Source organism: Sinomonas terrae, from assembly GCF_022539255.1.
Taxonomy (GTDB): Bacteria; Actinomycetota; Actinomycetes; order Actinomycetales; family Micrococcaceae; genus Sinomonas; species Sinomonas terrae.
In genome coordinates this window covers 3,844,716-3,868,910 of sequence record NZ_JAKZBV010000001.1, presented here as the reverse complement: position 1 = coordinate 3,868,910, position 24,195 = coordinate 3,844,716, and the positions used below count along the sequence as shown (strand labels likewise).

25 protein-coding genes and 1 pseudogene are annotated in these 24,195 nt (G+C 61.9%); 11 read left to right on the top strand and 15 right to left on the bottom strand.

Annotated features, from left to right (window positions below):
• Positions 1–5 precede the first annotated feature (5 nt).
• From L0M17_RS17860 to L0M17_RS17830, 7 genes are all read right to left on the bottom strand, one after another.
• Positions 6–1,208, bottom strand: coding sequence for an acyltransferase family protein (locus L0M17_RS17860; RefSeq protein ID WP_241055748.1), 1,203 nt, complete (start codon positions 1,206–1,208; stop codon positions 6–8).
• Entirely contained in the window at positions 1,205–2,251 is a 1,047-nt protein-coding gene (locus L0M17_RS17855) for a glycosyltransferase (RefSeq protein ID WP_241055747.1), read from the bottom strand. The genes L0M17_RS17860 and L0M17_RS17855 overlap by 4 nt, the downstream gene beginning before the upstream one ends.
• 93 nt (positions 2,252–2,344) lie before the next feature.
• Positions 2,345–2,608 carry an acyltransferase gene (locus L0M17_RS17850; protein WP_290427299.1) on the bottom strand — a complete coding sequence of 88 codons (264 nt, stop codon included), beginning with the start codon at positions 2,606–2,608 and terminating at the stop codon, positions 2,345–2,347.
• A gap of 281 nt (positions 2,609–2,889) precedes the next feature.
• The gene (locus L0M17_RS17845; protein ID WP_241055746.1) at positions 2,890–3,846 is read right to left on the bottom strand and encodes a glycosyltransferase family 2 protein; all 957 of its coding nucleotides are present in this window, start codon (positions 3,844–3,846) and stop codon (positions 2,890–2,892) included.
• Positions 3,843–4,943: an NAD-dependent epimerase/dehydratase family protein gene (locus L0M17_RS17840; protein ID WP_241055745.1), complete on the bottom strand. Its 1,101-nt coding sequence runs from the start codon at positions 4,941–4,943 to the stop codon at positions 3,843–3,845. Before L0M17_RS17840 ends, L0M17_RS17845 begins: the two co-directional genes overlap by 4 nt.
• A gap of 52 nt (positions 4,944–4,995) precedes the next feature.
• Positions 4,996–6,576 (bottom strand): lipopolysaccharide biosynthesis protein, encoded by a 1,581-nt coding sequence (locus L0M17_RS17835; RefSeq protein ID WP_241055744.1) that lies wholly within the window; start codon positions 6,574–6,576, stop codon positions 4,996–4,998.
• Positions 6,573–8,081 (bottom strand): sugar transferase, encoded by a 1,509-nt coding sequence (locus L0M17_RS17830; RefSeq protein WP_241055743.1) that lies wholly within the window; start codon positions 8,079–8,081, stop codon positions 6,573–6,575. Before L0M17_RS17830 ends, L0M17_RS17835 begins: the two co-directional genes overlap by 4 nt.
• Positions 8,082–8,584: 503 nt before the next feature.
• Between L0M17_RS17830 and L0M17_RS17825 the strand changes: the two genes are divergently transcribed.
• The 7 genes and pseudogenes from L0M17_RS17825 (at position 8,585) to L0M17_RS17800 (ending at position 14,007) form a co-directional block, all read left to right on the top strand.
• Positions 8,585–10,333, top strand: coding sequence for a DUF4012 domain-containing protein (locus L0M17_RS17825; RefSeq protein WP_241055742.1), 1,749 nt, complete (start codon positions 8,585–8,587; stop codon positions 10,331–10,333).
• 81 nt (positions 10,334–10,414) lie between these two features.
• Complete coding sequence (locus L0M17_RS17820; RefSeq protein WP_241055741.1) at positions 10,415–10,984, top strand: hypothetical protein; 570 nt, start codon at positions 10,415–10,417, stop codon at positions 10,982–10,984.
• A gap of 372 nt (positions 10,985–11,356) precedes the next feature.
• Positions 11,357–11,458, top strand: a pseudogene (locus L0M17_RS22990) (nucleotide sugar dehydrogenase); the annotation flags it as partial.
• Between the two features lie 26 nt (positions 11,459–11,484).
• A complete protein-coding gene (locus L0M17_RS22770; protein WP_308196896.1) occupies positions 11,485–11,616 on the top strand; it encodes a hypothetical protein in 132 nt (43 codons plus the stop codon).
• Between the two features lie 210 nt (positions 11,617–11,826).
• Positions 11,827–12,396 carry an ABC transporter substrate-binding protein gene (locus L0M17_RS17810; protein WP_241055740.1) on the top strand — a complete coding sequence of 190 codons (570 nt, stop codon included), beginning with the start codon at positions 11,827–11,829 and terminating at the stop codon, positions 12,394–12,396.
• Positions 12,397–12,752: 356 nt separating this feature from the next.
• Positions 12,753–13,520, top strand: a complete 768-nt coding sequence (locus tag L0M17_RS17805) for an AfsR/SARP family transcriptional regulator (RefSeq protein WP_241055739.1) — start codon at positions 12,753–12,755, stop codon at positions 13,518–13,520.
• Between the two features lie 229 nt (positions 13,521–13,749).
• Positions 13,750–14,007, top strand: coding sequence for a helicase associated domain-containing protein (locus L0M17_RS17800; protein WP_241055738.1), 258 nt, complete (start codon positions 13,750–13,752; stop codon positions 14,005–14,007).
• A gap of 364 nt (positions 14,008–14,371) precedes the next feature.
• Here the strand turns inward: L0M17_RS17800 and L0M17_RS17795 are convergent, their stop codons facing one another.
• The 3 genes from L0M17_RS17795 to L0M17_RS17785 are packed head-to-tail and all read right to left on the bottom strand — an operon-like array spanning position 14,372 to position 15,857.
• Positions 14,372–14,797 carry an arsenate reductase ArsC gene (locus L0M17_RS17795; protein WP_241055737.1) on the bottom strand — a complete coding sequence of 142 codons (426 nt, stop codon included), beginning with the start codon at positions 14,795–14,797 and terminating at the stop codon, positions 14,372–14,374.
• Positions 14,794–15,510: an aquaporin gene (locus L0M17_RS17790; RefSeq protein ID WP_241055736.1), complete on the bottom strand. Its 717-nt coding sequence runs from the start codon at positions 15,508–15,510 to the stop codon at positions 14,794–14,796. The genes L0M17_RS17795 and L0M17_RS17790 overlap by 4 nt, the downstream gene beginning before the upstream one ends.
• Positions 15,507–15,857 carry an ArsR/SmtB family transcription factor gene (locus L0M17_RS17785; protein WP_241056496.1) on the bottom strand — a complete coding sequence of 117 codons (351 nt, stop codon included), beginning with the start codon at positions 15,855–15,857 and terminating at the stop codon, positions 15,507–15,509. The genes L0M17_RS17790 and L0M17_RS17785 overlap by 4 nt, the downstream gene beginning before the upstream one ends.
• 439 nt (positions 15,858–16,296) lie before the next feature.
• On the opposite strand from L0M17_RS17785, the gene L0M17_RS17780 reads away from it, so the two are divergent.
• Both L0M17_RS17780 and L0M17_RS17775 read left to right on the top strand, forming a co-directional pair.
• The gene (locus tag L0M17_RS17780) at positions 16,297–17,697 is read left to right on the top strand and encodes an MFS transporter (protein WP_241055735.1); all 1,401 of its coding nucleotides are present in this window, start codon (positions 16,297–16,299) and stop codon (positions 17,695–17,697) included.
• Position 17,698: 1 nt separating this feature from the next.
• Entirely contained in the window at positions 17,699–18,034 is a 336-nt protein-coding gene (locus L0M17_RS17775; protein ID WP_241055734.1) for a carboxymuconolactone decarboxylase family protein, read from the top strand.
• Positions 18,035–18,195: 161 nt separating this feature from the next.
• On the opposite strand, the gene L0M17_RS17770 is transcribed toward L0M17_RS17775, so the two are convergent.
• Positions 18,196–19,239 carry an NAD(P)-dependent alcohol dehydrogenase gene (locus tag L0M17_RS17770; RefSeq protein WP_241055733.1) on the bottom strand — a complete coding sequence of 348 codons (1,044 nt, stop codon included), beginning with the start codon at positions 19,237–19,239 and terminating at the stop codon, positions 18,196–18,198.
• Between the two features lie 224 nt (positions 19,240–19,463).
• Here L0M17_RS17770 and L0M17_RS17765 point away from each other — a divergent pair, with 224 nt between their 5' ends.
• Positions 19,464–20,057, top strand: a complete 594-nt coding sequence (locus L0M17_RS17765; protein WP_241055732.1) for a TetR/AcrR family transcriptional regulator — start codon at positions 19,464–19,466, stop codon at positions 20,055–20,057.
• Between the two features lie 179 nt (positions 20,058–20,236).
• Here L0M17_RS17765 and L0M17_RS17760 read toward each other — a convergent pair whose 3' ends face one another.
• From L0M17_RS17760 to L0M17_RS17745, 4 genes are all read right to left on the bottom strand, one after another.
• Positions 20,237–20,482, bottom strand: coding sequence for a hypothetical protein (locus L0M17_RS17760; RefSeq protein ID WP_241055731.1), 246 nt, complete (start codon positions 20,480–20,482; stop codon positions 20,237–20,239).
• Between the two features lie 87 nt (positions 20,483–20,569).
• Positions 20,570–21,286: a GAF and ANTAR domain-containing protein gene (locus tag L0M17_RS17755; protein WP_241055730.1), complete on the bottom strand. Its 717-nt coding sequence runs from the start codon at positions 21,284–21,286 to the stop codon at positions 20,570–20,572.
• 36 nt (positions 21,287–21,322) lie between these two features.
• Positions 21,323–21,565, bottom strand: a complete 243-nt coding sequence (locus L0M17_RS17750) for a DUF3072 domain-containing protein (RefSeq protein ID WP_241055729.1) — start codon at positions 21,563–21,565, stop codon at positions 21,323–21,325.
• Between the two features lie 54 nt (positions 21,566–21,619).
• The gene (locus L0M17_RS17745; RefSeq protein WP_241055728.1) at positions 21,620–23,344 is read right to left on the bottom strand and encodes an LssY C-terminal domain-containing protein; all 1,725 of its coding nucleotides are present in this window, start codon (positions 23,342–23,344) and stop codon (positions 21,620–21,622) included.
• 137 nt (positions 23,345–23,481) lie between these two features.
• On the opposite strand from L0M17_RS17745, the gene L0M17_RS17740 reads away from it, so the two are divergent.
• Positions 23,482–24,120 (top strand): DedA family protein, encoded by a 639-nt coding sequence (locus tag L0M17_RS17740; protein ID WP_241055727.1) that lies wholly within the window; start codon positions 23,482–23,484, stop codon positions 24,118–24,120.
• Positions 24,121–24,195: the final 75 nt, after the last annotated feature.

The window sequence follows — 24,195 nt, the reverse complement described above, 5'->3', positions numbered from 1 at the left end:
TAGAATCACGATGCTTCGACAGGCTTGGCGAAGCCTTCGCCTCGTCGGCGCGCCCACCGCTTGCTTATTAGGCGGCGCGCGGGATTCTCAATAAAATAGTAAGTGCCGGCGCCGACAGCAATGACCATTAGAAAATATACGGTCAGAGCGCTTCCGGCGGCGAAAGGTCCTTCACCAAATCTTTCTGCGGGGATGAATCTCGGCATCAACGATAGCACGAGAAAGTGCGTCATATACACCGAGTAAGAGATCCTTCCTCCCCACTGCAAGAGACGAGACGACAAAATATTTCCGACAATCCCCGTCGAGCCTCCGCAACTTAGGACGAAGACAGCAATCAGCGGAACGGATGCGAGCGCTTGAGGCCCGGAGCCGCCCATGACTGCAATGATCCCGGCCACTGCTGCCGCCGACCCCAAAGCCGTCCATCCCCACGCCTTACCGTGACGTCGTTTTCCCAGATGGCGCCATCCGCTGTACATTAGGCACCCAGTCGTGAACTCTGTAGCAATTCGAAGCCATATAAGAGAGTAACTTGTGGGCATCGCGTTGTAAGTCGAGATTATCAGAATACCAGCTGTTCCGGTGATACATGTGATTGCCGAGAAAAGAAACCCCTTTGCAGCTGTCTTCATCGACGATAGCCACAGTGCTAAGAACGGGAATGCCAAATATGCGAAGAATTCGGCGCTAATGGACCAGGCAGGACCATTTAAGGCAAAAAACGGGGGAATTACCTGAAGCAAAAACAAGTTCGCAAGGAAATTTGACGGGGCGTAGACCGCGTTTAGAGAAATATGGAGCATCGAAGCAGCCAAGAAGAGGAGTCCGAGCGCCGACAGAGTGACGATGTGTACGGGATATATTCTTGCAATTCGAAGGACGATAAAGTCAAAGTATAGTTGTTTGCGGCGCTTGGCAAACCTATCGGAATAATTGTATGCAAGTATGAAACCGCTGAGCACGAAGAAAACTTCCACGCCTAAGTAGCCAGCACCGATGTACTGCTTAAGAAGGTTGGAGACGGGCGCCACAGCGAAGATTTGCGACTGAAAGTGATCAAGTACCACCCATCCTGCTGCCAGTGCTCGGACGCCTGTGAGCGAAGCGATGAGAGGACGCGAAGCACCAAGGACGGTTTCGGGTTTCGGTTCCCTTTCGACAAACGCGTATGAAGTCGGCATCGGGTCAAAATCTGATGAGCTCATGGTCGTCCCTCTTTTGCTGCCGCATAGCACTCTTCGAAGTCGGTAATGCCGTATAGCTGGTGGAGCGCGGCCTGCTGCCGCCCGGCGTTCATGAACTCGAGCAACTCGACGTTGCGCGCCTTGAGGTCTCTGCGAAGGTCTTCTTCCTGGGAAAAGTACTTCAGAATCGCGCCCGCGTGCTGGGCAAGGGTTTCGAACTGTGCTACAGGGGAACCGCTGAAAGCAGGGATGGCCCTAGCTACGACAGGTAAGTCACAAGCTGCGGCGTCGAGCACGCTGAGTGGGAAGCCTTCGTATCTTCCTGTATGGGCATAGAGACTTGCACACTCGAGTTCTGCCACAAGTTCAGGGGTATCGAGCCATCCTGTGACAGTAACTCCTATCCGTTGTAATCTACTTCTGCTCGCCGGATCGCCGTCGCCGATCCAACGAAAGTCAATAGTGTCATCGTGGGCGTTGACGCTCTGCTTCAACGAAGCAAAGTATGTGGGGTCCTTCTGGCTGCTTAGTCTTCCGACCATGACTACGCGACGCAGTCGAGTTCGGGTATTGCGAAGTGACGATTCAATCGTGGGGAAGTTGGGTACGAACACCCGTTCACAATTCGCATTGAGTCGGCCGGCCACATCAAACTCGTGCGGCGACAACACTGCCACGGAGGACGAGCGTCTCGCCAGAAGCCACTCAACCGTCGCCACTGCGAGGCGCCTAGCGTTGCCCCCCAGTTCCAGAGCATAGCCATGCGGCTGATACACAACGCGACCAGGTATGCGTCTTGCGCGGACGTAGAGTCCGGCCCAGCTCGAATGAGCATGGATGACATCAGGATCGAGTTCAGAAACGGCGCGGCGGACGGCCATAATACGCGCGAAATGACCATCTGGCAGAACCATAGACCGCGCGAAGCCTTTACCGGACGGCTTCTGAGCGTCGGGGCGCACGCTGAGAAGGTAGTGCTGGTGGCTGGAGACTAGACCTGGGATTTGATCGATTGCTCGCCCGACTCCACCACCGACACATTCAGTTACATGCAGGATTTTCATCGCACTCCTACGGACGCCAACGATTGCGGTTACGGTGATGAGGGAACCTATGCTCGGACAAGATTCTGCCGTCGCGCGCTCGCTTCTGTGCGATCACTCTATCGTCCTAATGACTCGTGCTGGTGCACCGACTGCTATGGAGTTGGGAGGAATATCTCGAGTAACGACCGAGTTAGCTCCAATGACGCTGTTGGCCCCAATGCGCACGTTCGCGAGTACAACCACGTTTGCTCCGAGAAACACCCTTCTCTCCAAATGCACGAAGGAGGGGTCTGCGGAGAGAACACGCGCTCGGTTTCCGTCTGTGGGGGATCCTATGGGGTGAGAAGAGTCAACAATTGTGCAGCGAGGTGCCATGGCGACATCGTCCTCTATAATCACCGAGTCGCAGGCAACGATATGTGCGTGTTGTTCCATGGTGACCCGATTGCCAATTGTTATGCGGCCAGGTTCCAGACCGGGGCGCGTCACCGCCTCCAAACGGGCGCCGTCTCGAATGAAGCAGTTGTTGCCCAAGGAGATATGCTGCGGATTAGCTATCATGAGCGGATTGCGTATCCAGGTTCTCTTGCCAAACGATGAAAATCGCCGAGAAGCTGCAGTGACCGACCAAATCTTCCAAAATAGATCTGAATTTCTCATCTATCGCCTTCAGTCAGTGATGGATCGACACTGGGGACACAGAGACGTGGAGCTTCTCGACTAAGGTCAAGACGCAACCCCTCGCGTATGGCTCTGATCCGTCTACGAGTGACAGCGAGATTCTCGCGACCAAATATTAGCCGGGCGGTGACCCACATGGCGATGTATGTACCGCCAATTACAAGTTGGGTGGGTGTGCAGTGTCGACGTGCAACGACGACCCAGTTTCGAGTGATCCAATGGGAAGCAAATTCACCCGTGAATTCACCCGTGAGGCTGCTCGCTTTATGGGTGAGAACAGCGCGAGACGTGACCGAATATTCGTACCCGGCGCGTTTGGCACGAATACAAAAATCTACGTCGTCGCCGTAGACGAAATATATCGGGTCCATCAGACCGACTGTTTCGAAGACGACAGGCCGAACAAGAAGTGCGCAGGTCGACGCATAGTCGACAGAAGTAATTTCAGGTCGGGTGCGTGGTGCCAGTGCGTCCCCCATGCCGATATGGACGGCCTTCATAGCCTTAAACGGCTGAATCTTTCCATTCGAGTACCAGTTTGAGCCGGCGGGGTCTGTTGCCTCAATCAGCGGAGAAACGATATTCAGGCGTCTCTCCTCGGCGATTCGGACCATTTCAGCGACGAACGTTGACGGAAACAGTGTGTCGTTATTGAGCAGAAGTACCCAGTCGCACCCATCGGCTAACGCCGCCTCTATGCCTTGATTGTTTCCCACGGCAACACCTACGTTGGTGTCATTTTCAACCACGACCACGGGATGACGTTTGCCGTCTTCCTTGAGTCTGTGCACGGTTGCGTCTCTCGAATCGTTGTCTACTGCATAAAGGCGTACTTCGACACCGACCTGCGCCCATAGACTGGCTAAGAAGTCTTCGATCACTGCCGAGCTATTGAAAGTAACTGTTACGATTCCTACTGTTGATTTAGTCACTTTAAGGCCTCCGAACTCACCCAGGAAAGGAGTTGATGTAGGCCGGCCCTCAGGCCCACAGCTGGTAGAAAGCCGAGGGCGTCTGTTGCTGCACTAATATCTGCGGATGCCGCCCGAACATCACCTACGCGGAAATCATGCGAGACCCTCGGTTCTGGCGCGCCAGATAGTTCGCTCAATAGGCGCGCGACCTCATCAAGTGAAACCGGGCATCCCGATCCAATGTCTAAAGTGAGGTTTCTGTCCGATTCGTCCTGAACGGCCCCGGTCAGAGCTTCTGCAACATCTGATACATTGACGAAATCGCGGATGATCCCTCCGCCTTCGAAAACGTTGATCTGCTCTCCGGCCAAAGCTTGTCTAGCCATGAAGGTCAGGACACCTGTATACGGATTGTTAATTGCCTGTCCTGCGCCGTAGACGTTCTGAAGTCGCAGGACTGAAAGGGGGACGCCTAGGCCTATAGCCCACGCACGTGCCACATTTTCTTGAGCGAGTTTCGTCGCGGCGTACACGTTCGCTGGTCGGGGTTCCGTTCTTGCAGCACAGTGGGGTACCGGCGCGGACAATTCCTCCCCGTTGGGGCCTACTGGCAACCATTCGCCCTCTGCGAGACGACCTGGGTCTCGCGGGATTGCGTGCACAACCTGGGTCTCGTTTCCCGCAAGTGTCCAAGCACCTTCCCCGTAGATGGCTCGGGACGAGGGAATGACTAACCTTTCAGGGAGGGCGTCGGCTCCTGCGAGGGCATCCAGCAGCGTGGCTGTTCCCGTGACGTTGACTTCAGCGTGGCGTCGGGATTGAAGTAGGGATTGTCCTGTCCCAGTTTCGGCTGCGAGGTGCACGACAACGTGGGGGCAGAATTCTGCCACTACCCTCATGTTAGCGGGATTTGTAACATCTCCTTCGACAAAGTTTACGGAACGGGCCAGTTCATCCATCCGGCGTTTATCCGTGTGAACTTGAGGGTGGAGATTGTCGACCACTAGTACGTCGTGGGAATCAATTAGACATTCGACCAGTTTGGTACCGATAAAGCCCAATCCGCCAGTGAGGACAACACGTCGCCTTGATTCTTCAGCTGTGATTTCGCTCATAAATTTGCCACTTTCTAAGCATAGGTGGTAGTGGTATTTATCGAGGACCTGGTCAAACTCTGGCGATCCGTCGTCTTGTAATCAGGCCACGGACAAGGGAGGCTCTTATATCCGCGGGCAGTGCCAGGAACCAGAGCATGGAAAAGCTGAGCAAAGCTGCCATAACTACTATGGCCGCCGCCGTCAGGGTGCCAAGGGGTGCGAACACCGGTGATATGAGAGTGGTGACGATTGCCGGCAAGGTGCAAATCATCGGTTGTCCCACCGCACGGGCGATATTTCGACCGGATACTACGTCGTTGAATCTGGCTGCCCTCCGCGACCATGAAACGTTTATCACGACGGAGATACCCCCCGATGCGACGGCCCCTAAAACAACGCCCACGACCCCGAATATTAGCCCAAGGCTGATGCTCAATCCCAAGTTGATTACCGCATCTAAGATGGGCTGAGCAACGATGCGGCGGTGGTCACCCGTGGAGATGAATGCGAAGGTCAAAGGCGTCATTGTAATCCTAGTCGCGGTCGCTACTATGAGGAGAACGGCTATCGCTATTGTTCGGCTGTTTATCCCGCTCCCAGGTGCAGTATCCGCAAGAATGGCGACCGTGATGCAACTAAAGCAAATCAGCATGCCGAGGATGGCCGAGTTTATGCGTGACGCTTTGATCGCCGTGGATCCTAGCTTTGGCCGGTCTCCAAAAGAAGCTTGGCGCCCCAATTCAGTGAGCAAAGGGGACATCACCGCATTGTCTACGCCGACGATCGCTAGGACGAACATGGTTGCGATGGAATAGACGACCACTGCGCCAAAATCGACTCGGCCGACAATTGCGGTGCCAGCAGCATTCACAACGAGCGTGCATATGTTCCAGATCATCAGAGGCCCCGAGTAACGTAAAAGGTGACCAGCCCGAGATCCGGCAAGGGGGGCTGAGGTGAACTTGTTCGATCCACGGGAAACGCGCCGTAACTCTCGAAGATAACGAAACTCGCGATGGAATGCGATCAATAGCACGAGGAATCCCGTGATCAGTGGCACCGAATATGCGGCTGCAAGCGCCGGGAGCTGTTTTTCAAGATTTCCGACTAAGATCACTGCGAGGAGCGATGTCGCCCGCGCACCCGACATGACTAGCGAAGGGAGGACCGACCGTTGGTGGCCTGCGTAGTACGACGACATGACATTTATAAGGAGGTTGGCCACTTGTCCGACGGCCAACAGTACGAGGGCTTGCTCCGCCTCTGGGACGAACCCTTGCGGGACGGCTGGGAAGATGCGTGCAAGAGTCGCGGCAACGGTTGCTAGGCAGGTGAGGGCGAGTCCTCCAACACTCCCGGCCAACTTAACGCCTGTCCAAGCCATTCTGGCCGCGCCGACGAGGTCGTTCGACCCCGCGCATCGGGCAACGTTTGTCTGGACCGCCGTCTGCAGTCCGAGATCGAGATACGTTACGTATGTTGAGACCGAAAAGACAATTGCCCATGCCCCATACTTTTCTTTTGGAAGCAGCCACAGCAGGACGAGCGGCAGAAGAAGGTTCTCAAGGCTCCCTGATGCCGCACGCACCAGGTTCGCCGCGCCATTGACGATCCAAACGCTCTGTTTCAGGGGGCGATCGTTGAAGCTCACCATGCTTGTTTGCCCGGAGCAGCGACCGCCTTGACGGTGCGCCACAGTATGATGATGTCGCCTATCAACGACCAGTTCTCGACATAGAAAAGGTCGAGCTTCAGTGAGTCCTCCCAGGACAGTGATGAACGCCCGCCTACCTGCCACATGCCGCTCATGCCCGGCTTAACCAACAGCCGTCGTTTGGCGGCTTCGTCGTAGAGCGCGACCTCACCCAGACGCTGTGGTCGGGGTCCGACCAGGCTCATGTTGCCGAAGAGCACGTTGAACAGCTGTGGGAACTCGTCTAGGGAATGCTTGCGGAGGAAGCGGCCAAGGCGAGTGATGCGCGGGTCGTTCTCGACTTTGAATAGAGGCCGATCATCCGTTCCTTGTTCGGCAAGTAGGGATGCCAACTTTGCGTCGGCATCTACTTGCATGGAGCGGAACTTGTACATCGTGAATGACTGACCGTTGAGGCCGATGCGTTCCTGCCGATAGATCACCGAGCCGCGGCTTGTCGTCTTGACGGCTACTGCGAGCAGAATCAAGAGGGGAGAAAGGAGCGTGAGGAGCAGGGCCGCTCCGATAAGGTCAAACACTCGCTTGCCGACGTGCTTGGGGCCATCGTACCTGGGCACTTCGACGTGTATCAGCGGAAGTCCCGCGACCAGTCTCGAATGAATACGAGGGCCCGTGACGTCGGCGAGGCTTGCACCCACAATCAGATGGTGTCGTTCGCCATCGAGCATCCAGCTTAGTCGACGCACATTTTCGGGCGTAATCTCGTCACCGCTAGTGATTACCAAGGTGTCCGCGCCCGTCTCGGTCATCGCTCTTTCAACGGAGCTAAGATGGTAATAAACGGGCACTGAATGATCCGCGTACGCGCGCGGAAGCTCCTGAGGTGGCCCCGCCCAGCACTCGCCTACAATGCGATACCCGGCCTCAGGGTGGCGCGCGAGCTCGGTTCCAAGATGCCGTACCGAATGTCCCGAACCCACCAACAGAACGCGTGCTGAAAATTCGCCAGCCTGTCGTTTGACTCTTAGCCACTGTCGCCACAGCCAACGGGAAAGTACTAGTACGGCAACCCCCGAAGGCAGCGCAATGAGGATATATCCACGGGCAAGGTTAATGTGGAAGAGGAATGCGATGATGGCAACGATGCCGAACAGACGCAATGAACTGTCTGCGATGAGCCTGTACTCCGTCGGTCCCGCCCCAATGATACGGGCGTCCCGAGTGTCATACACCTTGAGGATGGTCATCCATGCGGCGACCAGAACTACCGACACTGCCGAGTAGTTGATCGCCAGGTCCTCCAAGGCTCCTTGGAAGGAAAGGTTGGTGCTATCGAAACCGAACCACGCGATCTGCACTCCGAAGACAACCCAGACAAGAACGAGGAAGTCAGTGAAGATGAGGCGTCGGCCTAACCGAGTCCGCCAGTCTCGCGCGATCAGCGCCTTCGCACTCGCGTCCGCAGCCAGCGCATTGCGCATGCCAAACATGACTTCCCCCATTTATTGCCTCCGAGTGGCTGTGTGGCCGACGGTTTCCAGTCACTCTGGTCCGTCAGACGCCTGTCTGAGGCAGATGGCGTGGGCGCAATGCTCGCCGGTCGAGTCATTACGCCGTTCCCTCAGGACCTCTGGACGTACGACTGAAGGTTATCACCGGTTGGCCAGCCGCATAGCATAGTCTGTCATGAAAGACCTCAGTAGTAGTCTTGCGCAGTGTCCGTATGTTTCGGGTAATTTCATCGTCTGTCATCCCACTACGGATGCCCGTATGATGACTGGGCTCAGTGTCTTGGTTGTGAGGAATATGTTTTCCCTAGGGGAAGGGACAGTCTGCATGGAGAAGAGTGCCGCGTTCCATGGTTGCAGCGCGCCGTCGGAAACTGGCGGCACTCTGCTGTCCTGGTTCATCCTCTAGAACCGCGTCAATGGAGCACCGATCAGGTCCTTCGCGTCAGTGCTTTTGGGCTATGGTCCTCCGAACGATGAAGAGACGGCTATGGGTGGTGGCGGGCACACTCGTCGCTCTCGTTGTTATTGCCTGTGCCGTGTGGTTGGGTGTCCGTGCCTTCCTGGCCCAACGGGAGATAACCGCGTCTGAGCAGGTGGCCAAGGTGGTCGAGGCCCACATTGCCGCAGGACAGACAAGCGAGGCGCGCGACAGCGCGAAGCAGCTGGCTGTCCATGTGGATGCTGCACAGGGTTTCGTGAGTGACCCGGTCTGGCGAGCTGCTGGACTTCTTCCCTTCGTTGGGACGAATTTCTCAACTGTCTCGCAACTGGCTGGCATCCTGGGCGAGGTCACGCACGGCGCAGTGCTTCCGCTTTCCGATGCTGCGGGAAATATCAGTCCTTCGACGATCAAGCCCGTCCAAGGCGCTGTGGACCTTCAAGCACTATCGGCGGCGAGGCCTGCCGTGGTCAAAGCAGATAGTGTACTCCAAAGCGCCTACTCCGAAGTGGCTCGACTCAAGTCTGGATTCGGGACAATTCCGCAGGTTAGCGGAGGCGTTGAGCGATTCAAATCGGTGCTAGGCAAAGCCGCTCAGCAAGTTTCGACAGCGGACACTGTGACGAGAGTTCTTCCGTCCGCGCTGGGGAGCAGCGGACCGCGCACGTATTTGGTGTTGTTCCAAAACAACGCGGAACTGCGTGCTACCGGAGGTATCCCAGGAGCCGCAGCGGAGGTCCACATTGACAACGGACACATCACACTCGGTCGGCAGACCGAGGCGAAGGGGTTCCCCGCGTTTCAGCAACCGGTGCTTCCCCTAGCGGATCCGGCCAAAGGTCTCTACGGGCCGATCTTGGGCGAGTACTTTCAAGATGTAAACCTAACTCCACAGTTCCCATTGACTGCCCGATTGGCCTCGGAGATGTGGAAGCAGCGCTTCGGAGACCATACCGACGGCGTCCTTTCCCTTGACCCAGTGGCGCTGAGCTATCTCCTCCAGGCGACGGGCCCGGTGCACCTCGCTACTGGCGAGACTCTGGACAGTAGTAATGCAGTCGAACTTCTCTTGAGCGACGCTTACTCTAAGTACAGCTCGGTCCAAGAGAAGGACGACTTCTTCGCTACAGCCGCTGCGGCCGTCTTCTCAAAAGTCGCAATGGGTAGCTTCCAGCCGAGGGCAATGCTTGATGCGCTGACGCGCGCGGCTGCAGAGCATCGCTTGCTCGCTTGGAGTCCCAATCAAAGCGAGCAAGACGCAATCACGGCGGGGAACCTCTCTGGATCCTTGCCGGAGCAGATGCCCTCTCACGGCGTCTTTGGCGTATATCTCAATGACGCAACGGGCGCCAAGATGGATTACTACCTCCGCGAGTCGTACAAGGTAGGGGGCGTGATGTGCCGTGCTGATGGACGGCCTAACTGGCGGGTTGAGGTGACTCTGACGAACGCGGCACCTGCGAACGCGGCCACCTCCCTCCCTGACTACGTGACCGGCGGCGGCGTGTACGGTGTTCCCCCCGGGGACGTCAAAACCCAGGTCAACGTCTATGCCCCGCCATCGGCGATCTATCTCGGCTCTTTGCAGAACGGCGAGCCGGTCAACGTTCATCGGGACATGGACTCTGGGTATCCGGTTGCTCAGACCGCCGTCGTTCTTTCGCCCGGGCAGAGCGTAACCCTGACGTTCCAATTTCTCGGCGGACCCGGTGCACAACCCAAACCGGACGTGATCTCGACACCTTCAGTTAACAATCCGACGGTTTCGGCGTTGTCACTTTCGTGTCAAGCTGTAGTACGCTAACGTCACCGTAGAGTACTGAGTCGGGGGCTGTCGCCGATCTCATATTCAACTATCGATCACAAAGACTTGGGGAACCTTATCATGTTGAAAAAAGCCCTCGCAGTGCTGTCCTTCGCCGTCCTGGCATTCCTTGCTGCGCCCAGCGCGGCTAACGCAGCCGGCTATGTTCCGAACAACAACGTCACAGTGACAGGCACTGCTGTTCCCGGCGGTACCGTCACTGTCAACTTCGCTTCTGGCTCTTTTGCCCCAAGCGAATCGGTGGCCGTTTCGGTCAGCGGCAACACGGGCGTGACGCTTTCTGCCGTCAAGGCCGCGGTCCTGACCACCTTCACGAAGCAGGCTTCCTCGACCGGAGCCCTCTCGGTGAACGTGACGTTCCCGACCAACGCTTCCGGCACGTACACCCTGACCGCCACGGGTCTTACGTCGGGCAACGTCGGGACCGCATCGATCACGATCGTTCCCGCTAGTGGAAATGTGGCTAATGCGGGCACTGCAAACAACCTCGCTAACAGCGGTAGCAACCTCGCCAACACCGGAGCCACGCTCCCGATGCTCATGATCTGGATCGGGGCCGGGGCGCTTGTTCTCGGTGCCGCGATCGTCGGTACTCTGACCTTCGTTCGCCGCCAGCGCCACAGCGCGTAATTCAGCGGATTTCCAACGGCCCGGAGTTCATCGAACTCCGGGCCGTTGGCGTTAGTCGGCAATAAGGCTCCTATGAGGAGCATGTTTTAAAAATCGTCCGTTTTGAAATTGCGTTACCCGGGTCCGCTCTTGATGGTTTTTGACTAGATTGTCAACCCTCGCGCCTTGTGGTCGGGGGATCCATGAAGGTTGAGCATCGTCGGCGTCGGCTATTTGGTCCCACGCACGCCGCCGTCTTCCCCAACTCGGGCATGAGGTTATCGGGCTCGACACGGACCCGGCTCAAGATGGCGTTGCTCGCGGCCTACGAAGTTCCTCCTTCGAACCTGACCCGGCTGAACTTCTCAGTCGGCATATTGCCAGCGGGTTCACGACCTCCTAGGAGGAAGTGGGCGAGCTGGCCGATTCGGCGCCGCCTTCAAGCCGAACAGCGATGACGTCCGGGACTCACCCACTCTCGACGTCGCAGTTCGCCCGACTTGACGCCGGCGAGGAAGATTGTGGATGCTCGCAACGTGCTCCCCGGCGACGAGTGGATCTCGGCCGGCTGGGAGTTTGCCGCTCTCGGCCGCAAGCACACGCCGGTCTTCGACCTTACAGAGGGAGTGCTGTCCCTTCTCGAATCGAGATAAGGAGTCTCCTGCTCCAATCGCGAGGCTTTCTCATTCTGACCACGTCTCCTCCCAGCCGTGTCCACTTCTCCAACTCTGGAGTCGCGGATGTGATTACGGTCTCTCGCCGCGGGTATCTGCGTGGAATGCGGGAGAGCCCCGCAGTCACAGATTGAGGTCGGGTAGCGGCTTCGGACGTTCTCCGGCTGATCTATGGGAGGTAGATCCAAGATGAAGAAGACAAAGCTTCTCGCTCCAGTCTTGACCGTTGCGCTTTCGGGGGCGTTCATGGTCTCGGCCGCAGCAGCATCGAACGCGGCAGAACCTGTGTCCGCCGCGGCACCCTCCGTCTCTAGCCCTGCCCAGGCAGCGCCCGCCACCATCGCTCCGGTGACGATCAATCAGCTCCTTTCCGACGGAAGCACCCTCGCCGGCACGTTCACGCCGACCCAGTTCCTCGCCCAGAACGGGCAGCTCGTTGTCCAAGGTGTCTTCAACGGAACGCTGACCTCCGCCACGGGGGCGGTCACGCAGATCACGAATTCGCCCGTCACCTCGACCGTTACGAACGCCACCACTAGCGGCGCGTGCAACGTACTGAGCCTGACACTCGGGCCACTTCACCTCGACCTGCTCGGCCTTGTCGTCGATCTGAACCAGGTGAACCTCAACATCACTGCGCAGCCCGGTCCTGGCAACCTGCTCGGCAACCTGCTGTGCAGCGTGGCGGGTCTCCTGGACAACGGCCACGGCCTTCAGGGCCTGACCCAGGTCCTCAACAACCTTCTTGCCGGCCTGTGACCCCACAGTGACCGAGGCAGCCGAATCAGGCTGCCTTCCTTAAGAGGAGCCCCGCGATCTGTGATCGTGGGGCTCCTCTCGTTACGCCCTTCCGTTGCCCGGGTTCATGGCACGTGCGCCGCCTCCCTGAACAAGCCGGACATCCCGCCGTCGTCCGTTCTCTTTCGAGTAGCCGTCCGTGTTCCGCACCCCACTCCTGAGTACATGAGCGAGCGCCGCCTGAGTGGACACCCCGCTCAGGACGCGTAGCCACCACTCGGGACAGAAGGAACTGTCTGGTCTGTACTGGTGTCTGGGCCGCCATCGCGGCCCTGCATTGGGAGTGAGGCGCCTGACGCCGGTACAGGGGTGTGAACGTGTCGAAATGGGAGGTCCAGCTGCTGCGGCGCTGGGAACTCGTGTGCGACGGCACGCCCGTCTCCATCGGGGGATTCGCGAGGCGTCTGGTCGCCGGGGTCACCCTCGCCGGGCCGGCCTCCTTGGAAGCAATTGTGGAGCTCCTCCTGCCCGGGCGGGCGCCCGAGGACTCGCTGGAACGGCTCGAGACAGAGGTCTCCAGAGTCAAGCGCGGCATGCCCGGCCTCCTGGACGACGGCCACGAACGGCTCGCCCTCGCGCCCGAGGTCCGGGTGGACCTCACCGAACTGCTGCGGGCGGCAGACTGCCCGACTGCGCTGGTCTACGCGGCTCCCGAACTCATCGGCGAACTGAGGGACGCCGAACTCCTCCCCGGATGGGCCGAGGGCTGGACTCTGTACTACCGCGAATTAGTGCGCTTGTTTCGCCTCGCCACCCTCGAAGCCATTTCCCGGTACAGCCTGCTGCTCGACGACGCGGCAACGGCCGCTGTGGCGGCTCGAAGCTCGGCCGCTATCGAGCCACTGCGCGAGTCCTCCCACGCACTGCTCATCCGGGCGCTCGTCCTCGCAGGCAACCTGGAGGAGGCCTTCTTCGTCCACGAGGACTTCCGCCACCGGTTCCTGAAGCAGACAGGGGCAGAGCCCAGCCCAGCCCTCACCGGCGCCCTCGGGCTCACGCCGGAAGCGGCTGGTGAGGCCGGACGTCGTCGTCCGCTCACCGCCGCCGCCCACCCAAGCGGCGCAACAACACAAGGAGGCAGTTGACCATGACCTTCGACAGCAGTGAAGGGTATGAAAGCCCTCGGCTCTCCCGGCACGGTGGCCACCGAACGTGGTGGGCGGGATGGGTGAGATTCTTCCGCCGCCGGGGCCAACACCCCCGCCACTCGGCAGGAATCACGCCGACGGCGACCGATGAAGCGGCCTCAGGGAGCGAATGAGCCGCGCTTCGCCTGAAGCGCGCTCCGGATGGGGGAGACAGATGGACGAAGTGATGAGGCAGAGGCTGGCGAGGGAGATCACCGGCCTGCCCGAGCCAAAGGAACCTGAGGACCAGTTCGCCAGGATCCTTCGGGCACTGGCCGACTTCCGGGAACGGCACGGCCGTGTCCCCGAGAAGAAGGCGGAGGAAACGTCCGAGTCGTGGCTCGGTGCCTGGCTGGAAGCGCAGAGGGCGGAGGAGCGCAGTGGTGCGCTGCCCGAAGCGCGAAGCAGGATGCTCAAAGACGTCCTCGGAAGCGACTGGGCTTAGGTGCGTTTTTGTCTGCGGTGGTCGCGCGCTTCGTGCCAGGAGGCCGGGGCGCGCGATGAGGGCCGTCAAGGGCCCGAAGCCGACGACGACGATGCCCCGCGCTCGCAGCGCAGGTCCGGAGATCGCTCACGTTGCCTCGCGGATGCCGTAGGGACGGAACGGACCGCGGACGCCGATGAGGGCCCCCATAGTCCCATTTCTTCAGAGGCCCTCATTCAGATATTCAGTTAGATATTCGGCGTATTCAGTTGGTCCTGCCCCGCCCAGCCGGAACATGCTTCTACGCTCCCACGGCTCCCCGGACGGTCCAACACTTGCCGGTACTCGAATCCGGCCCTAGTACCACTTAACTTTCTGGGCTGGATCAGGCGTCCCCGGGGAGCAGCTCGCCTATGAGGGTCTGGATTCGGCCCTTGATCTCGTCCCGGATCGGGCGGACGGCTTCGACGCCCTTGCCGGCCGGATCCTCGAGTTCCCAGTCCTCGTACCTCTTGCCAGGGAAGATAGGGCAGGTGTCGCCGCAGCCCATGGTGATGACGACGTCGGAAGCTTTCACCGCCTCGGAGGTGAGGATCTTCGGGGTCTCGTCGCGGATGTCGATGCCCTCCTCGAGCATCGCCTCGACGGCGGCCGGATTGACCTTCTCCGCCGGTTCGGATCCGGCGGAGCGGACCTCGATCCGCCCCTCGGAGAGGTGGTTGAGGTAGGCGGCTGCCATCTGGGACCGGCCAGCGTTGTGGACGCAGACGAACAGGACGGAAGGCCGGCTTTCGGCGGTATCTGGGCTCATGAGATGACCTTTCGATCGGCCGCGGCGGCGCCGCTGGCATCGGAGGAAGGGGTGGCAACAAGGGGGTAGAGATAGCGGACGAGCACGAAACCCAAGGCCCCGCCCACAAGTTGGGAGACGACGAACCACGGCGCGGAGGCCGGCGCGATCCCCGCGAAGGTATTCGTAAGGGTGCGCGCGAGGGTCACGGCCGGATTCGCGAAGCTTGTTGAGCTCGTGAACCAGTAGGCCGCAGCGATGTAACCGCCGACGGCGAACGCGACCCGGTCCGCGCGTCCCGAGCGGACCGTTCCGAACACCACGAGCAGCAGGCCCACCGTTGCCACGACTTCACCCAGCCACAGCCCCGGGCCCGTTCGAGCGTGGGAGGAGAGGGCCACGGCGTCAAGCCCGAACATCAGGTTGGCCACCACGGTGCCGAGCAGTCCGCCTACGAACTGCGCGACGATGAGCGCCCCGGCCGTGCGCCAGTCCACGAGGCCCAGGCCCTTCTCGACGAGGGTCACCACGGGGTTGAACGACGCCGAGACCGGTTGGAGGGCCACGATGAGGGCCGCGAGTGCCGCGCCGGTTGCGATGCTGTTCTCGAGCAGGGCCAGCCCGGTGTCGGTGGGGAAGAGCCGGGCGGCCATAATCCCGGAGCCGACGACGGCGATCACCAGGAACGCTGTGCCGACCAGTTCGGCGGTGGCGCGGCGGGCGAGCAGGCTCACTTCGCAGCCCCGCCGATCACGCCGGCGAGGTTCTCGAGAACCTCGGTCCGGGCTCGGTAGTACGCCCAGACCCCGCGCTTCTCGCGCTCGAGGAGGCCGGACTCGTGCAGGATCTTGAGGTGGTGGCTGATGGTGGGCTGCGAGAGGTCGAAGGCGTTGTTGAGGTCGCAGACGCACGCCTCCCCGCCCTCGTGTGAGGCGACCAACGACATCAGCCGCAGCCGCACGGGATCGCCGAGCGCCTTCAACATGAGCGAGACCTGCTCAGCCACCTCCTCCGACAACGGCTCCCGGGCGAGGGGTGAGCAGCACGCGACTACCTGCACCGGGGTCAGCTCCAGATCCATAGACACAGGTGAATATTTACACCTGTCGATGTTTTGACGCAAAGCCCCTCATCGACTTCTCGGCGCTCGCGGTGGAGTGAGCGGGACTTTACGCCGGTTTCACAGGGCGGGATCCGACTCCCCAACTTTTCCACCGTCCTCCCCGACTGTTCCGCCGGGATCCCCAGCTTCCGGATCTGTTTTGGCCGAGCTGACGGCGTGTCGTCAGGAGTTGCTGGTGTGTCGCGCTCGGCATGAGGTCGTGGTTGGGGAACTCGGCTGGGGAGTTGGGGAACTCGGGCGCCGGCGGCGGCCTCTGGCTGGGACCTCCTGTTCCGCGTCTGCCGAGCCCCCAAGTAAGGGGGTACTGGCAGAACCAGTAATAGGGGGACTCTTCCTGACCTCCTCGGATCGGGCTTCTATGGGTCTAGACCCTTAAGAACAACCTGAGGAGACCTCCTTGGAAAGCGGGAGTCCCGCCGCGCCGCCCGCCCCGTCCGCTGTTGCGGACGCCCTGCACTCTCGCGCGACCCTCATGGCGTCCGTCCTTGGCTTCTTCGTCGTCACGCTGGACGCCGTCGTCGTCAACGTCGCGCTGCCGACGATGCGCACCGATCTGGGCGCCGGCATGACCGGACTCCAGTGGATCGTGGACGGCTACACCCTCGCGTTCGCCGCGCTCCTGCTTTCGTCCGGCGCGTTCTCTGACCGTCTTGGCGCGCGCCGAGCCTTCGGCGTCGGGGTGGCGGTGTTCGTCGCGGCATCCCTGGCCTGCGGCCTCGCCCCCGGGCTCGGCGCCCTCGTGGCGGCGCGGTTCGTCCAGGGCGCCGCCGCCGCAGTGATGATGCCCGCCTCGATGGCCCTCATCGGCCAGGCGTTCCCCGACCCGATCCGGCGTGCACGCGCCGTCGCCGTCTGGGCGATGGGCGGTGCTGTTGCCTCGACGTCGGGCCCGGTGCTCGGCGGTTTGCTGAACTTGGTCAGCTGGAGGCTCATCTTCCTGGTCAACCTCCCCGTGGGGATCGTCGCCCTGATTCTCCTGGCCCGCGCTCGGCGGTCTACCCGCCGGGAGGTGCCCTTCGACTGGGCGGGACAGACGACGGCGGTGCTCGCCATGGGCGGCATCACCTACGGGATCATCGAGGCCGGCGCCGTCGGCATGGCCCCGCACGTGCTGGCCGCGCTCGCGGTCGGCGTCGTTGCCCTGGCCGCGTTCGCCGTCGTCCAATCCCGCGTACGGCACCCCATGGTGCCGCCTGAACTCGTCCGATCCCGGACCGTACTCGTGGCCTCGACCTCGGGGTTCGCGTTCATGGTCGGCAATTACGGGCTGCCCTTCGTCATGAGCCTGTACCTCCAGCAGCACCGCGGCCTGACCTCGTTCGCAACCGGGATCGCGTTCCTGCCGATGATGCTGATCGGGTTCTGCCTCACGCCCTTCGTGGCGCGCATCGTCGAACGGTTCGGCGCGAGACGTCTGATGACCCTCGGCTTCTTCGCCCTCGCGACGGGCCTGGCGGCGATAGCCGTGCTTCCTCCGGGCGTGCCGGTGTGGGTCCTTTCCGTCCTCATGGTGCTCGTCGGCCTCTGCGGTCCGCTCGTCATCCCGCCGATCAGCGGGGTCCTGCTGAACAGCGTCCCCGAGCATCTCGCCGGAACCGCGAGCGGGGTCTTCCACACGAGCCGCCAAGTCGGCGGAGCCCTCGCCGTCGCCGTCTTCGGAGCACTGCTGGCGAACCCGGCGACCTTCCGGAGCGGCGTCGTCGTGAGCCTCCTGGCCGCGGCCGCCGTCGCCCTCTGCGCCGCCGGGGCGAGCCGATTCCTGAAAGATCCTGCGATTCCTCAAAGAAAGGGAAATTGAGATGACGATTGAAGAATCCGCCGAGAGGGAGCCCTCGGGGGCCGAGAAGATGTTCGGCGACTTCGCTCCGGCCCTCGTCTCCTACACCGACGACGTCCTGTTCGGCCAAGTGTGGGAGCGGCCCGAACTGTCTCCGCGCGACCGGAGCCTCGTCACCGTCGCCGCCCTCCTGGCCGGCGGCAACACCGAGCAGCTCACGTTCCACCTCGCCCGGGCCAAGGAGAACGGGGTCAGCGAGGAGGAGCTCATCGAGGCGATCACCCACCTCGCGTTCTATGCAGGGTGGCCCAAGGCAATGTCCGCGATGGGCGTCGCGAAGAAGGTGTTCCGAGGCTGAGCCCCACCCACGCGAGGGCGCACGTTTGCTGCGAAAGCGCACGTTGCACCGCGTTCAAAGGTGCGTTCTCGTAAGAAACGTGCGCTTTCGCGGGGAAACCGGAAAACGACGACGGCGGCCCGAGCCTTCTGGCGGGGCCGCCGTCGTCGTTCGGGGCGCTTCTAGGCGAACGTCGCCGCGTCGATGACGAAGCGGTAGCGGACGTCCGAGGAGAGGACGCGCTTCCAGGCCTCATTGATGTAGGAGGCCTCGATGAGCTCGGTGTCCGGGATGATGCCGTGCTCGGCGCAGAAGTCGAGCATCTCCTGGGTCTCGCGGATCCCGCCGATGCTCGAACCGGCGAAGGAGCGGCGGTTGCGGAAGAGCGTGAAGACCGTGAGGGGGAGCGGCTCGGCCGGGGCACCGACGTTGACCATGGTGCCGTTGCGGCGCAGGAGACCGAGATACGCGGCGAGGTCGATCGGGGCCGAGACGGTGTTGACGATCAGGTCGAAGCTGTTCTTGAGCTCCTCGAAGGTCTTCGCGTCCTCGGTCGCGAAGTAGTGGTCCGCGCCAAGGCGCAGGCCGTCGTCCTTCTTCGACAGGCTCCGCGAGAGCACCGTGACCTCGGCGCCCATGGCGTGGGCGAGCTTGACGGCCATGTGGCCGAGACCGCCCATTCCGACGACGGCGACCCGCTTCCCGGGCCCGGCCTCCCAGTGGCGCAGGGGAGAGTAGGTCGTGATCCCGGCGCAGAGGAGCGGGGCCGCGGCGGCAAAGTCGAGGGACTCGGGGACGCGCAGGACGAAGTCCTCGTCCACCACCACATGCGTCGAGTAGCCGCCCTGAGTGATGGTGCCATCGCGGTCGACGCTGCCGTAAGTGCCGACGTTGCCGTTGAGGCAGTACTGCTCCTCGCCGGCGAGGCAGTTCTCGCATTCGCGGCAGGAGTTGACGAGGCAGCCGACGCCGACGCGGTCGCCGACGGCGTGCTTCGTCACCTCAGAGCCGACCTCGGCTACCAGGCCCACGATCTCGTGTCCGACGACGAGCGGGTGCTGGATGGGACCCCATTCCTCGCGGACCGTGTGGATGTCGGAGTGGCAGATGCCGGCGTACTTGATCTCGATCAGCACGTCCTTGGGGCCCACGTCGCGGCGGGTGATCCTCACCGGCTCGAGCGGGGCATCAGAGGTGGGGGCAGCGTAGGCATTGACGTTGAGCAAAGGATTCTCCTTGTTTCGTTGGTCTTGCTGGCGGCTAGGGCGAGTGAGGCCATCGCAACGACCGCCAGCGCGACGGAGACAACCGAAACAATACCCAGAGGGGGCACGGTGTAAGCGCCCCCGCGTCCAACAAGCGGTGCGGCCAGACCGCCGAACGCGAAGCGGGTGGCCAGACGTTTGGAAATAGAAAGTAGACAGACAGGTCTGTATCGTACGATGACGGAATGAATGCCGAGCAAAGGCGCAAAGATCGGCCTAGTGTCCGGGAACGGATTCTCGCCGCGGCCTTTGAGCTGTATGCCGCGCACGGTGTCCGGGACACGGGAATTGAGGAGCTTCTTGCCCGCTCGGAGGTGGCGAAGGCGAGCTTCTACCGGCACTTTGCCTCGAAGGATGAGCTCGGTCTGGTCTATCTGGAACGGCTGTATCAAGAGCGTCGGATCGAACTTGCCGAAGCCGTCCGGGCGGCGGGGGACGGGCCCATGGCGCTCTTGGCGGTCTTCGACATCTACGCCCAGCTCTTCCGCACGCGCGTCCCCGAGGCAAGGTCCTTCATCCACGTGCTGATGGAACTCGGGCCGGAGCACCGGCTCGGGAAGGCCTGCATCCACTACTCAGCCCTGCTGCGCGAGGACCTCGCCCGCTTTGCCGCCGAGCGGGGCATCTCAGACCCCGTGGAATTCGCCGCGGAGCTCCAGACCCTCATCAAGGGCACCATCGTCTCGTCCACCGAAGGGGACGAGGACGCCGCCGAGCTCGGGCGCCGTTTGGGCAGGCTCGTCGTGGAGGCACATCTCCGGGAGGAACCAGCGAAATAGCCGGGCCTGCGAAATAGCTGGCCTGACGACCCAGCGTGCCGGCGGCTCCGGTGACGGCGAGGGTCTGGCCGGGTTTGAGGTCGAGACCCTCAGGTGTTTCGGCCATCGTGATGCCAATCCTTTTCTGTACCGTTCCGAATTCTTCGCGTGCCAAGCGGAGCGCCGCCGGAATCGAAAGTTCAGTGGCGCTGCAGGTCCCCGACCAGCCCGTCGAGGGCGCGGCGGATCTTCCGTCTCCCCGAAGCGATCATGAAGCTGGCAGCCACCATCAGGGCGAAGCCAATGAGACCCGTGACGTTAGGCCTCACCGGGACAACAATCCCGAACATCATGACCACCACGCCGATCGCGGCCATGCTGATCCCGTTATCTCTCCGTACCTGCCCCGCAGCACATTCCTCGGCGAAGCGCGCCGTCTCGTCCATCGTGATCCCATCCCCGTCATTCCCGAGCTGTTAGGTGAGAACTACCCGTCTTGGGGTGGGGCAGACATCGGGCAGCGGGGGAGTCGGCTACGTGAAGTGCGTGTCGGGGGTTGGGTCGTCGAATCTTTGCAGGATCGATGACGCAATGTCGCGGACCTTGACGTTGCGCTGGTTGGAGGCTCGTTTGAGGATCTCCATCGCCTCTTGGGACGTGCAGCGCGACTGGGCCATGATGATGCCGGCGGCGAGGTTGATCGCCGTGCGTGACTCGAGGGCTGCCTCGAGGTCGGAGGCCCGCTCGGATTCCGCCGTAATGCGCAGCGCCAAGGTCACCGACGTCGAAGCGAATTCAGCGAAGCTGAGCGCGGCCTGCCGGGTCTCGCCACCAAACGAGCCCGGGGTTTCCGCATAGCTGTTGAGCGAAGCGCTGGCCTCTCCCCTCAGAGGGATGGGGACACCGAGCACGCTGCGGATCTCGCTCTCACGCATGGCCTCCACGTATCGCGGCCACCGTTCTTCGCTCTGCATGTCCCTGATGTCGAAGACCTGGCCCGTGCGGAGGGCCTCCATGCAAGGGCCCTCGAGGCTGCTGTACTGGATCTTGTCCAGTTCGAGGGCCTCTTGATCGCTCAGGCCCAAGGTCATCGGCCGCCCGTCCTTGCCAACCGTGACACTGCAATGCACCGGGAAGTCCGAGGAGAGTTTTCGCGCTGCCGCCGAAGAGAGGCTGGTGAGGAATGTCTTGATGTCAGGGCTGTCCAGCAGCAGGTTCTGCAGTTCGCTGAGGCTGTGTTCGTCGCTCATTGTGACCATCCCGCTTTGGGGTGTTGGGGTCGAATCTCACGACTCGGCGTCCCGCGACAGTCTGCCGCTCTTGTTCTGGAGCCGGTCGATGTGCTCCGAGGCCTGCGCCTTGGTGAGGTCCGCCGGAAGTTCCTCGCCCGCCTCGCGTGCCAGAGTGTCGAGATAGCTGCGCTGGGCGGCCGTCATCGGTTCGTCTCCGGTCACCCACTCCTCCGGATCCCGGCTGATGCCGGCTCCGGGCTCAGGCGTCGGACTGCCGAGTGTCTCCTTATCACTCATAACGATGTCGGTTCCCTACTGGGCCTCCGCCAAACACCGTGCCCGGGCGGGCGCCTACTGGAGGGTGACGAGTTCGGCTCTGCCGTCCGTGAAGAACTCGTCGCCGCTGCCGTTGTGTCCCATCTGAGGATGGGTGAAGGGTATGAGGTGGTCGGGGTAGCCGAGGGACCCGATGATGAATGACCGTTCCGCATCGATGTTGGGGTCGATGTGGTGCGTGGGGATCTTGGCGGCCCCCGCGAACTCGATGCCGTCGTCGAAGCTCGCCGTGGCTTCCCATACGGGACGGCCATCCGGAGCGGTGTAGCCGCTGCGCCAGATGCGGATGTGGTGGCGTTGGCGCAGGGTGTTCGAAGCCGTCGCCTTCTGGAACGCGATCGCCTCCGGCTCGGAGGCCATGAACGAGGGGGTCACGGGCGCTGTCGGGTACTGGCCGCCCTGGAATCCGACGGCGAAGGCCCGCAGGGTGTTCGCGAGGGTTGAGCGGTCGGCCTCGTCCCAGCCGCGGCTTTCGAACGCATGGACGAGCTGGTCTTGGGTTCCGACGAAGATGAAGCTGGCCGGTTCCATCGTGTCCCCGGTGACGGTCTCGCTGTAGACGGGCAGACGGGCGAGCGAGGAAGCGTCGAGCGAGCGCAGCGGCTGGGAGTGCAACGGAGCCGCGCGGGCTTGGGGCTGGATCAGCAGGGGTGCGCTGATTACGGCAAAGACCACCGCTGCAGCAGGGACGACGGCGAGCAGCCTCCCCGGGGCGACCGGCCGTCGTCGTCCTCGGATGACAGGAAAGCGCGCGGCGATCTCGAGGGTCCCGACGGCGGCGGCGAGCATCGCGCTGCCGAGCAGCATGCTGCCCCAGACGTCGGTGACCCAATGGACGCCGAGATAGACCCGGCTCATGGCCACCAGCAGCACGGCCAAGAGGTAGCAGGCAACCGTCGCCGCCTTCGCACCCGTGGACTTGAAGGCCTTGAACAGCAGATAGGCGATGATCCCGTAGGCGAGGGTGGCACGCATCGTGTGGCCGCTGGGGAAGCTCGGGGACGTATCGATCAGCAGGGCCAAGGCGGCGTCCGGGCGCGCCCTGTGCACGATCACCTTGACCACCGAATACAGCACCTCGTCCGCGACCACGACGGCGACGACGGCTCCGGCGAGGAAGCGGCGGCGCTTCCACCACAGCAGGACGACGGCGAGGACGGTGGCCAGCACCAGCGTCTGGACGTTGGCGAACATCGTGGCGGCCGCGAAGAAGGACGTCTCCCCGGGTGTGCGGACGAGGGTCATCAGGTTCGCGATCCGCTGATCCACCTGGGTGAGGGGCCCGTGCGTGACCACGTGGACCGCGAGGCTGAGGAAGTTCCCGAACGGGATTGCTGCGACCACGACGGTCGCAGTGAGCCAGATCCCGCTGGGGCTGTCGACCCGGAAGCGGTCCCTCAGCCACCGCACCCACGGCGAGCGGGACGTGCGGAAGCGCACGACATACTCGTTCGACTCGAGACCCGTCCACGCCGAGGCTGCCAAGGACCGGAGCATGGCCGAGGGCTTCGTCAGGGCGCGCAGCAGCGCGTAGACGAGCACCGCGATGAACACGACTTCGAGGAAGATTGCGGCGAGGAACAGCATCGGGGACACGAACAGGGACAGCGTCCTGACCGCGTACAGGCTCGCCAGGATCAGCACAAGCGCCACAAGGGCCAGCACAAGGTGCGCCACGGCTCCGCCGCCCCTCCGCCGCTCGCTCGGGGGATGTTCCGCGCTCGCGGGTTCGATCGTCATGCGCCTTCCCTTCCCCGCTTCCTGAGAATTGCTGCAGAGCACCATCCTGCCTCGCGGGGTTGAAAACCGGGTTCAGGCTTGGGGCAATTTGGAGGAAACGGGGTATTGAAACGGGATGGGGAGAAAGGAAGGAGCCGATGGGTGCTGTCGTCGACGTGATCTTGGGAATGCCTCCGCTGCTCGCATACGTGCTTGTGTTCGTCTTCGTCTTCGCGGAGGACGCCCTGTTCGTCGGATTCGTCATTCCGGGCGAGACGGCTGCCGTGCTGGGAGGCGTGATTGCCTCTCAGGGGAAGGCCAGTGTCTGGCTCATGGCGCCGCTCGTGGTTCTCGCCGCGATCGCGGGTGACTCCGTCGGGTACGAGGTCGGCAAGCACCTGGGCCCGCGCCTTTTGGACTCGAAGCCCCTGCGCAAGCACCGCCGCAAGCTCGACAACGCCCAGGACTTCCTCCGTCGACGAGGAGGATGGGCTGTGTTCCTCGGCCGGTTCGTGGCCTTCTTCCGAGCCGTCATGCCCGCTCTCGCCGGCGCCTCCCGGATGCGCTACCTGCTCTTCCTGCCGTTCAACGCCCTCGGCGGCCTGGTCTGGGGTGTTGGCTACGTGCTCCTCGGATTCCTCGCCGGGGCCTCCTATGAGGCCGTCGCCAAAGCAGCGGGCCGCGACGTCACCGCCGTCATCGTCGTCCTGGCGATCATCGCCGTCGTCGTCTGGCGGGTCCGCAAGGCACGGCGGGAGCGCCGCGAAGAACGGGGCGAGCCTGCCGCCGAGTCCTGAGACGAGCGACGGCGGCTTCTTAGAGCCGTCTTAGAGGGCGCCGTGCACCATGGATACGATGACGTTTCGCCTATC

What these genes read in the sequence shown, in the direction of transcription:
- L0M17_RS17860 (WP_241055748.1), bottom strand. Translation starts at nt 1,208, where the DNA reads ATGAGCTCATCAGATTTTGACCCGATGCCGACTTCATACGCGTTTGTC.
- L0M17_RS17855 (WP_241055747.1), bottom strand. Translation starts at nt 2,251, where the DNA reads ATGAAAATCCTGCATGTAACTGAATGTGTCGGTGGTGGAGTCGGGCGA.
- L0M17_RS17850 (WP_290427299.1), bottom strand. Translation starts at nt 2,608, where the DNA reads ATGGCACCTCGCTGCACAATTGTTGACTCTTCTCACCCCATAGGATCC.
- L0M17_RS17840 (WP_241055745.1), bottom strand. Translation starts at nt 4,943, where the DNA reads ATGAGCGAAATCACAGCTGAAGAATCAAGGCGACGTGTTGTCCTCACT.
- L0M17_RS17830 (WP_241055743.1), bottom strand. Translation starts at nt 8,081, where the DNA reads ATGGGGGAAGTCATGTTTGGCATGCGCAATGCGCTGGCTGCGGACGCG.
- L0M17_RS17820 (WP_241055741.1), top strand. Translation starts at nt 10,415, where the DNA reads ATGTTGAAAAAAGCCCTCGCAGTGCTGTCCTTCGCCGTCCTGGCATTC.
- L0M17_RS17810 (WP_241055740.1), top strand. Translation starts at nt 11,827, where the DNA reads ATGAAGAAGACAAAGCTTCTCGCTCCAGTCTTGACCGTTGCGCTTTCG.
- L0M17_RS17800 (WP_241055738.1), top strand. Translation starts at nt 13,750, where the DNA reads ATGAGGCAGAGGCTGGCGAGGGAGATCACCGGCCTGCCCGAGCCAAAG.
- L0M17_RS17795 (WP_241055737.1), bottom strand. Translation starts at nt 14,797, where the DNA reads ATGAGCCCAGATACCGCCGAAAGCCGGCCTTCCGTCCTGTTCGTCTGC.
- L0M17_RS17785 (WP_241056496.1), bottom strand. Translation starts at nt 15,857, where the DNA reads ATGGATCTGGAGCTGACCCCGGTGCAGGTAGTCGCGTGCTGCTCACCC.
- L0M17_RS17775 (WP_241055734.1), top strand. Translation starts at nt 17,699, where the DNA reads ATGACGATTGAAGAATCCGCCGAGAGGGAGCCCTCGGGGGCCGAGAAG.
- L0M17_RS17765 (WP_241055732.1), top strand. Translation starts at nt 19,464, where the DNA reads ATGAATGCCGAGCAAAGGCGCAAAGATCGGCCTAGTGTCCGGGAACGG.
- L0M17_RS17760 (WP_241055731.1), bottom strand. Translation starts at nt 20,482, where the DNA reads ATGGACGAGACGGCGCGCTTCGCCGAGGAATGTGCTGCGGGGCAGGTA.
- L0M17_RS17755 (WP_241055730.1), bottom strand. Translation starts at nt 21,286, where the DNA reads ATGAGCGACGAACACAGCCTCAGCGAACTGCAGAACCTGCTGCTGGAC.
- L0M17_RS17750 (WP_241055729.1), bottom strand. Translation starts at nt 21,565, where the DNA reads ATGAGTGATAAGGAGACACTCGGCAGTCCGACGCCTGAGCCCGGAGCC.
- L0M17_RS17745 (WP_241055728.1), bottom strand. Translation starts at nt 23,344, where the DNA reads ATGACGATCGAACCCGCGAGCGCGGAACATCCCCCGAGCGAGCGGCGG.
- L0M17_RS17740 (WP_241055727.1), top strand. Translation starts at nt 23,482, where the DNA reads ATGGGTGCTGTCGTCGACGTGATCTTGGGAATGCCTCCGCTGCTCGCA.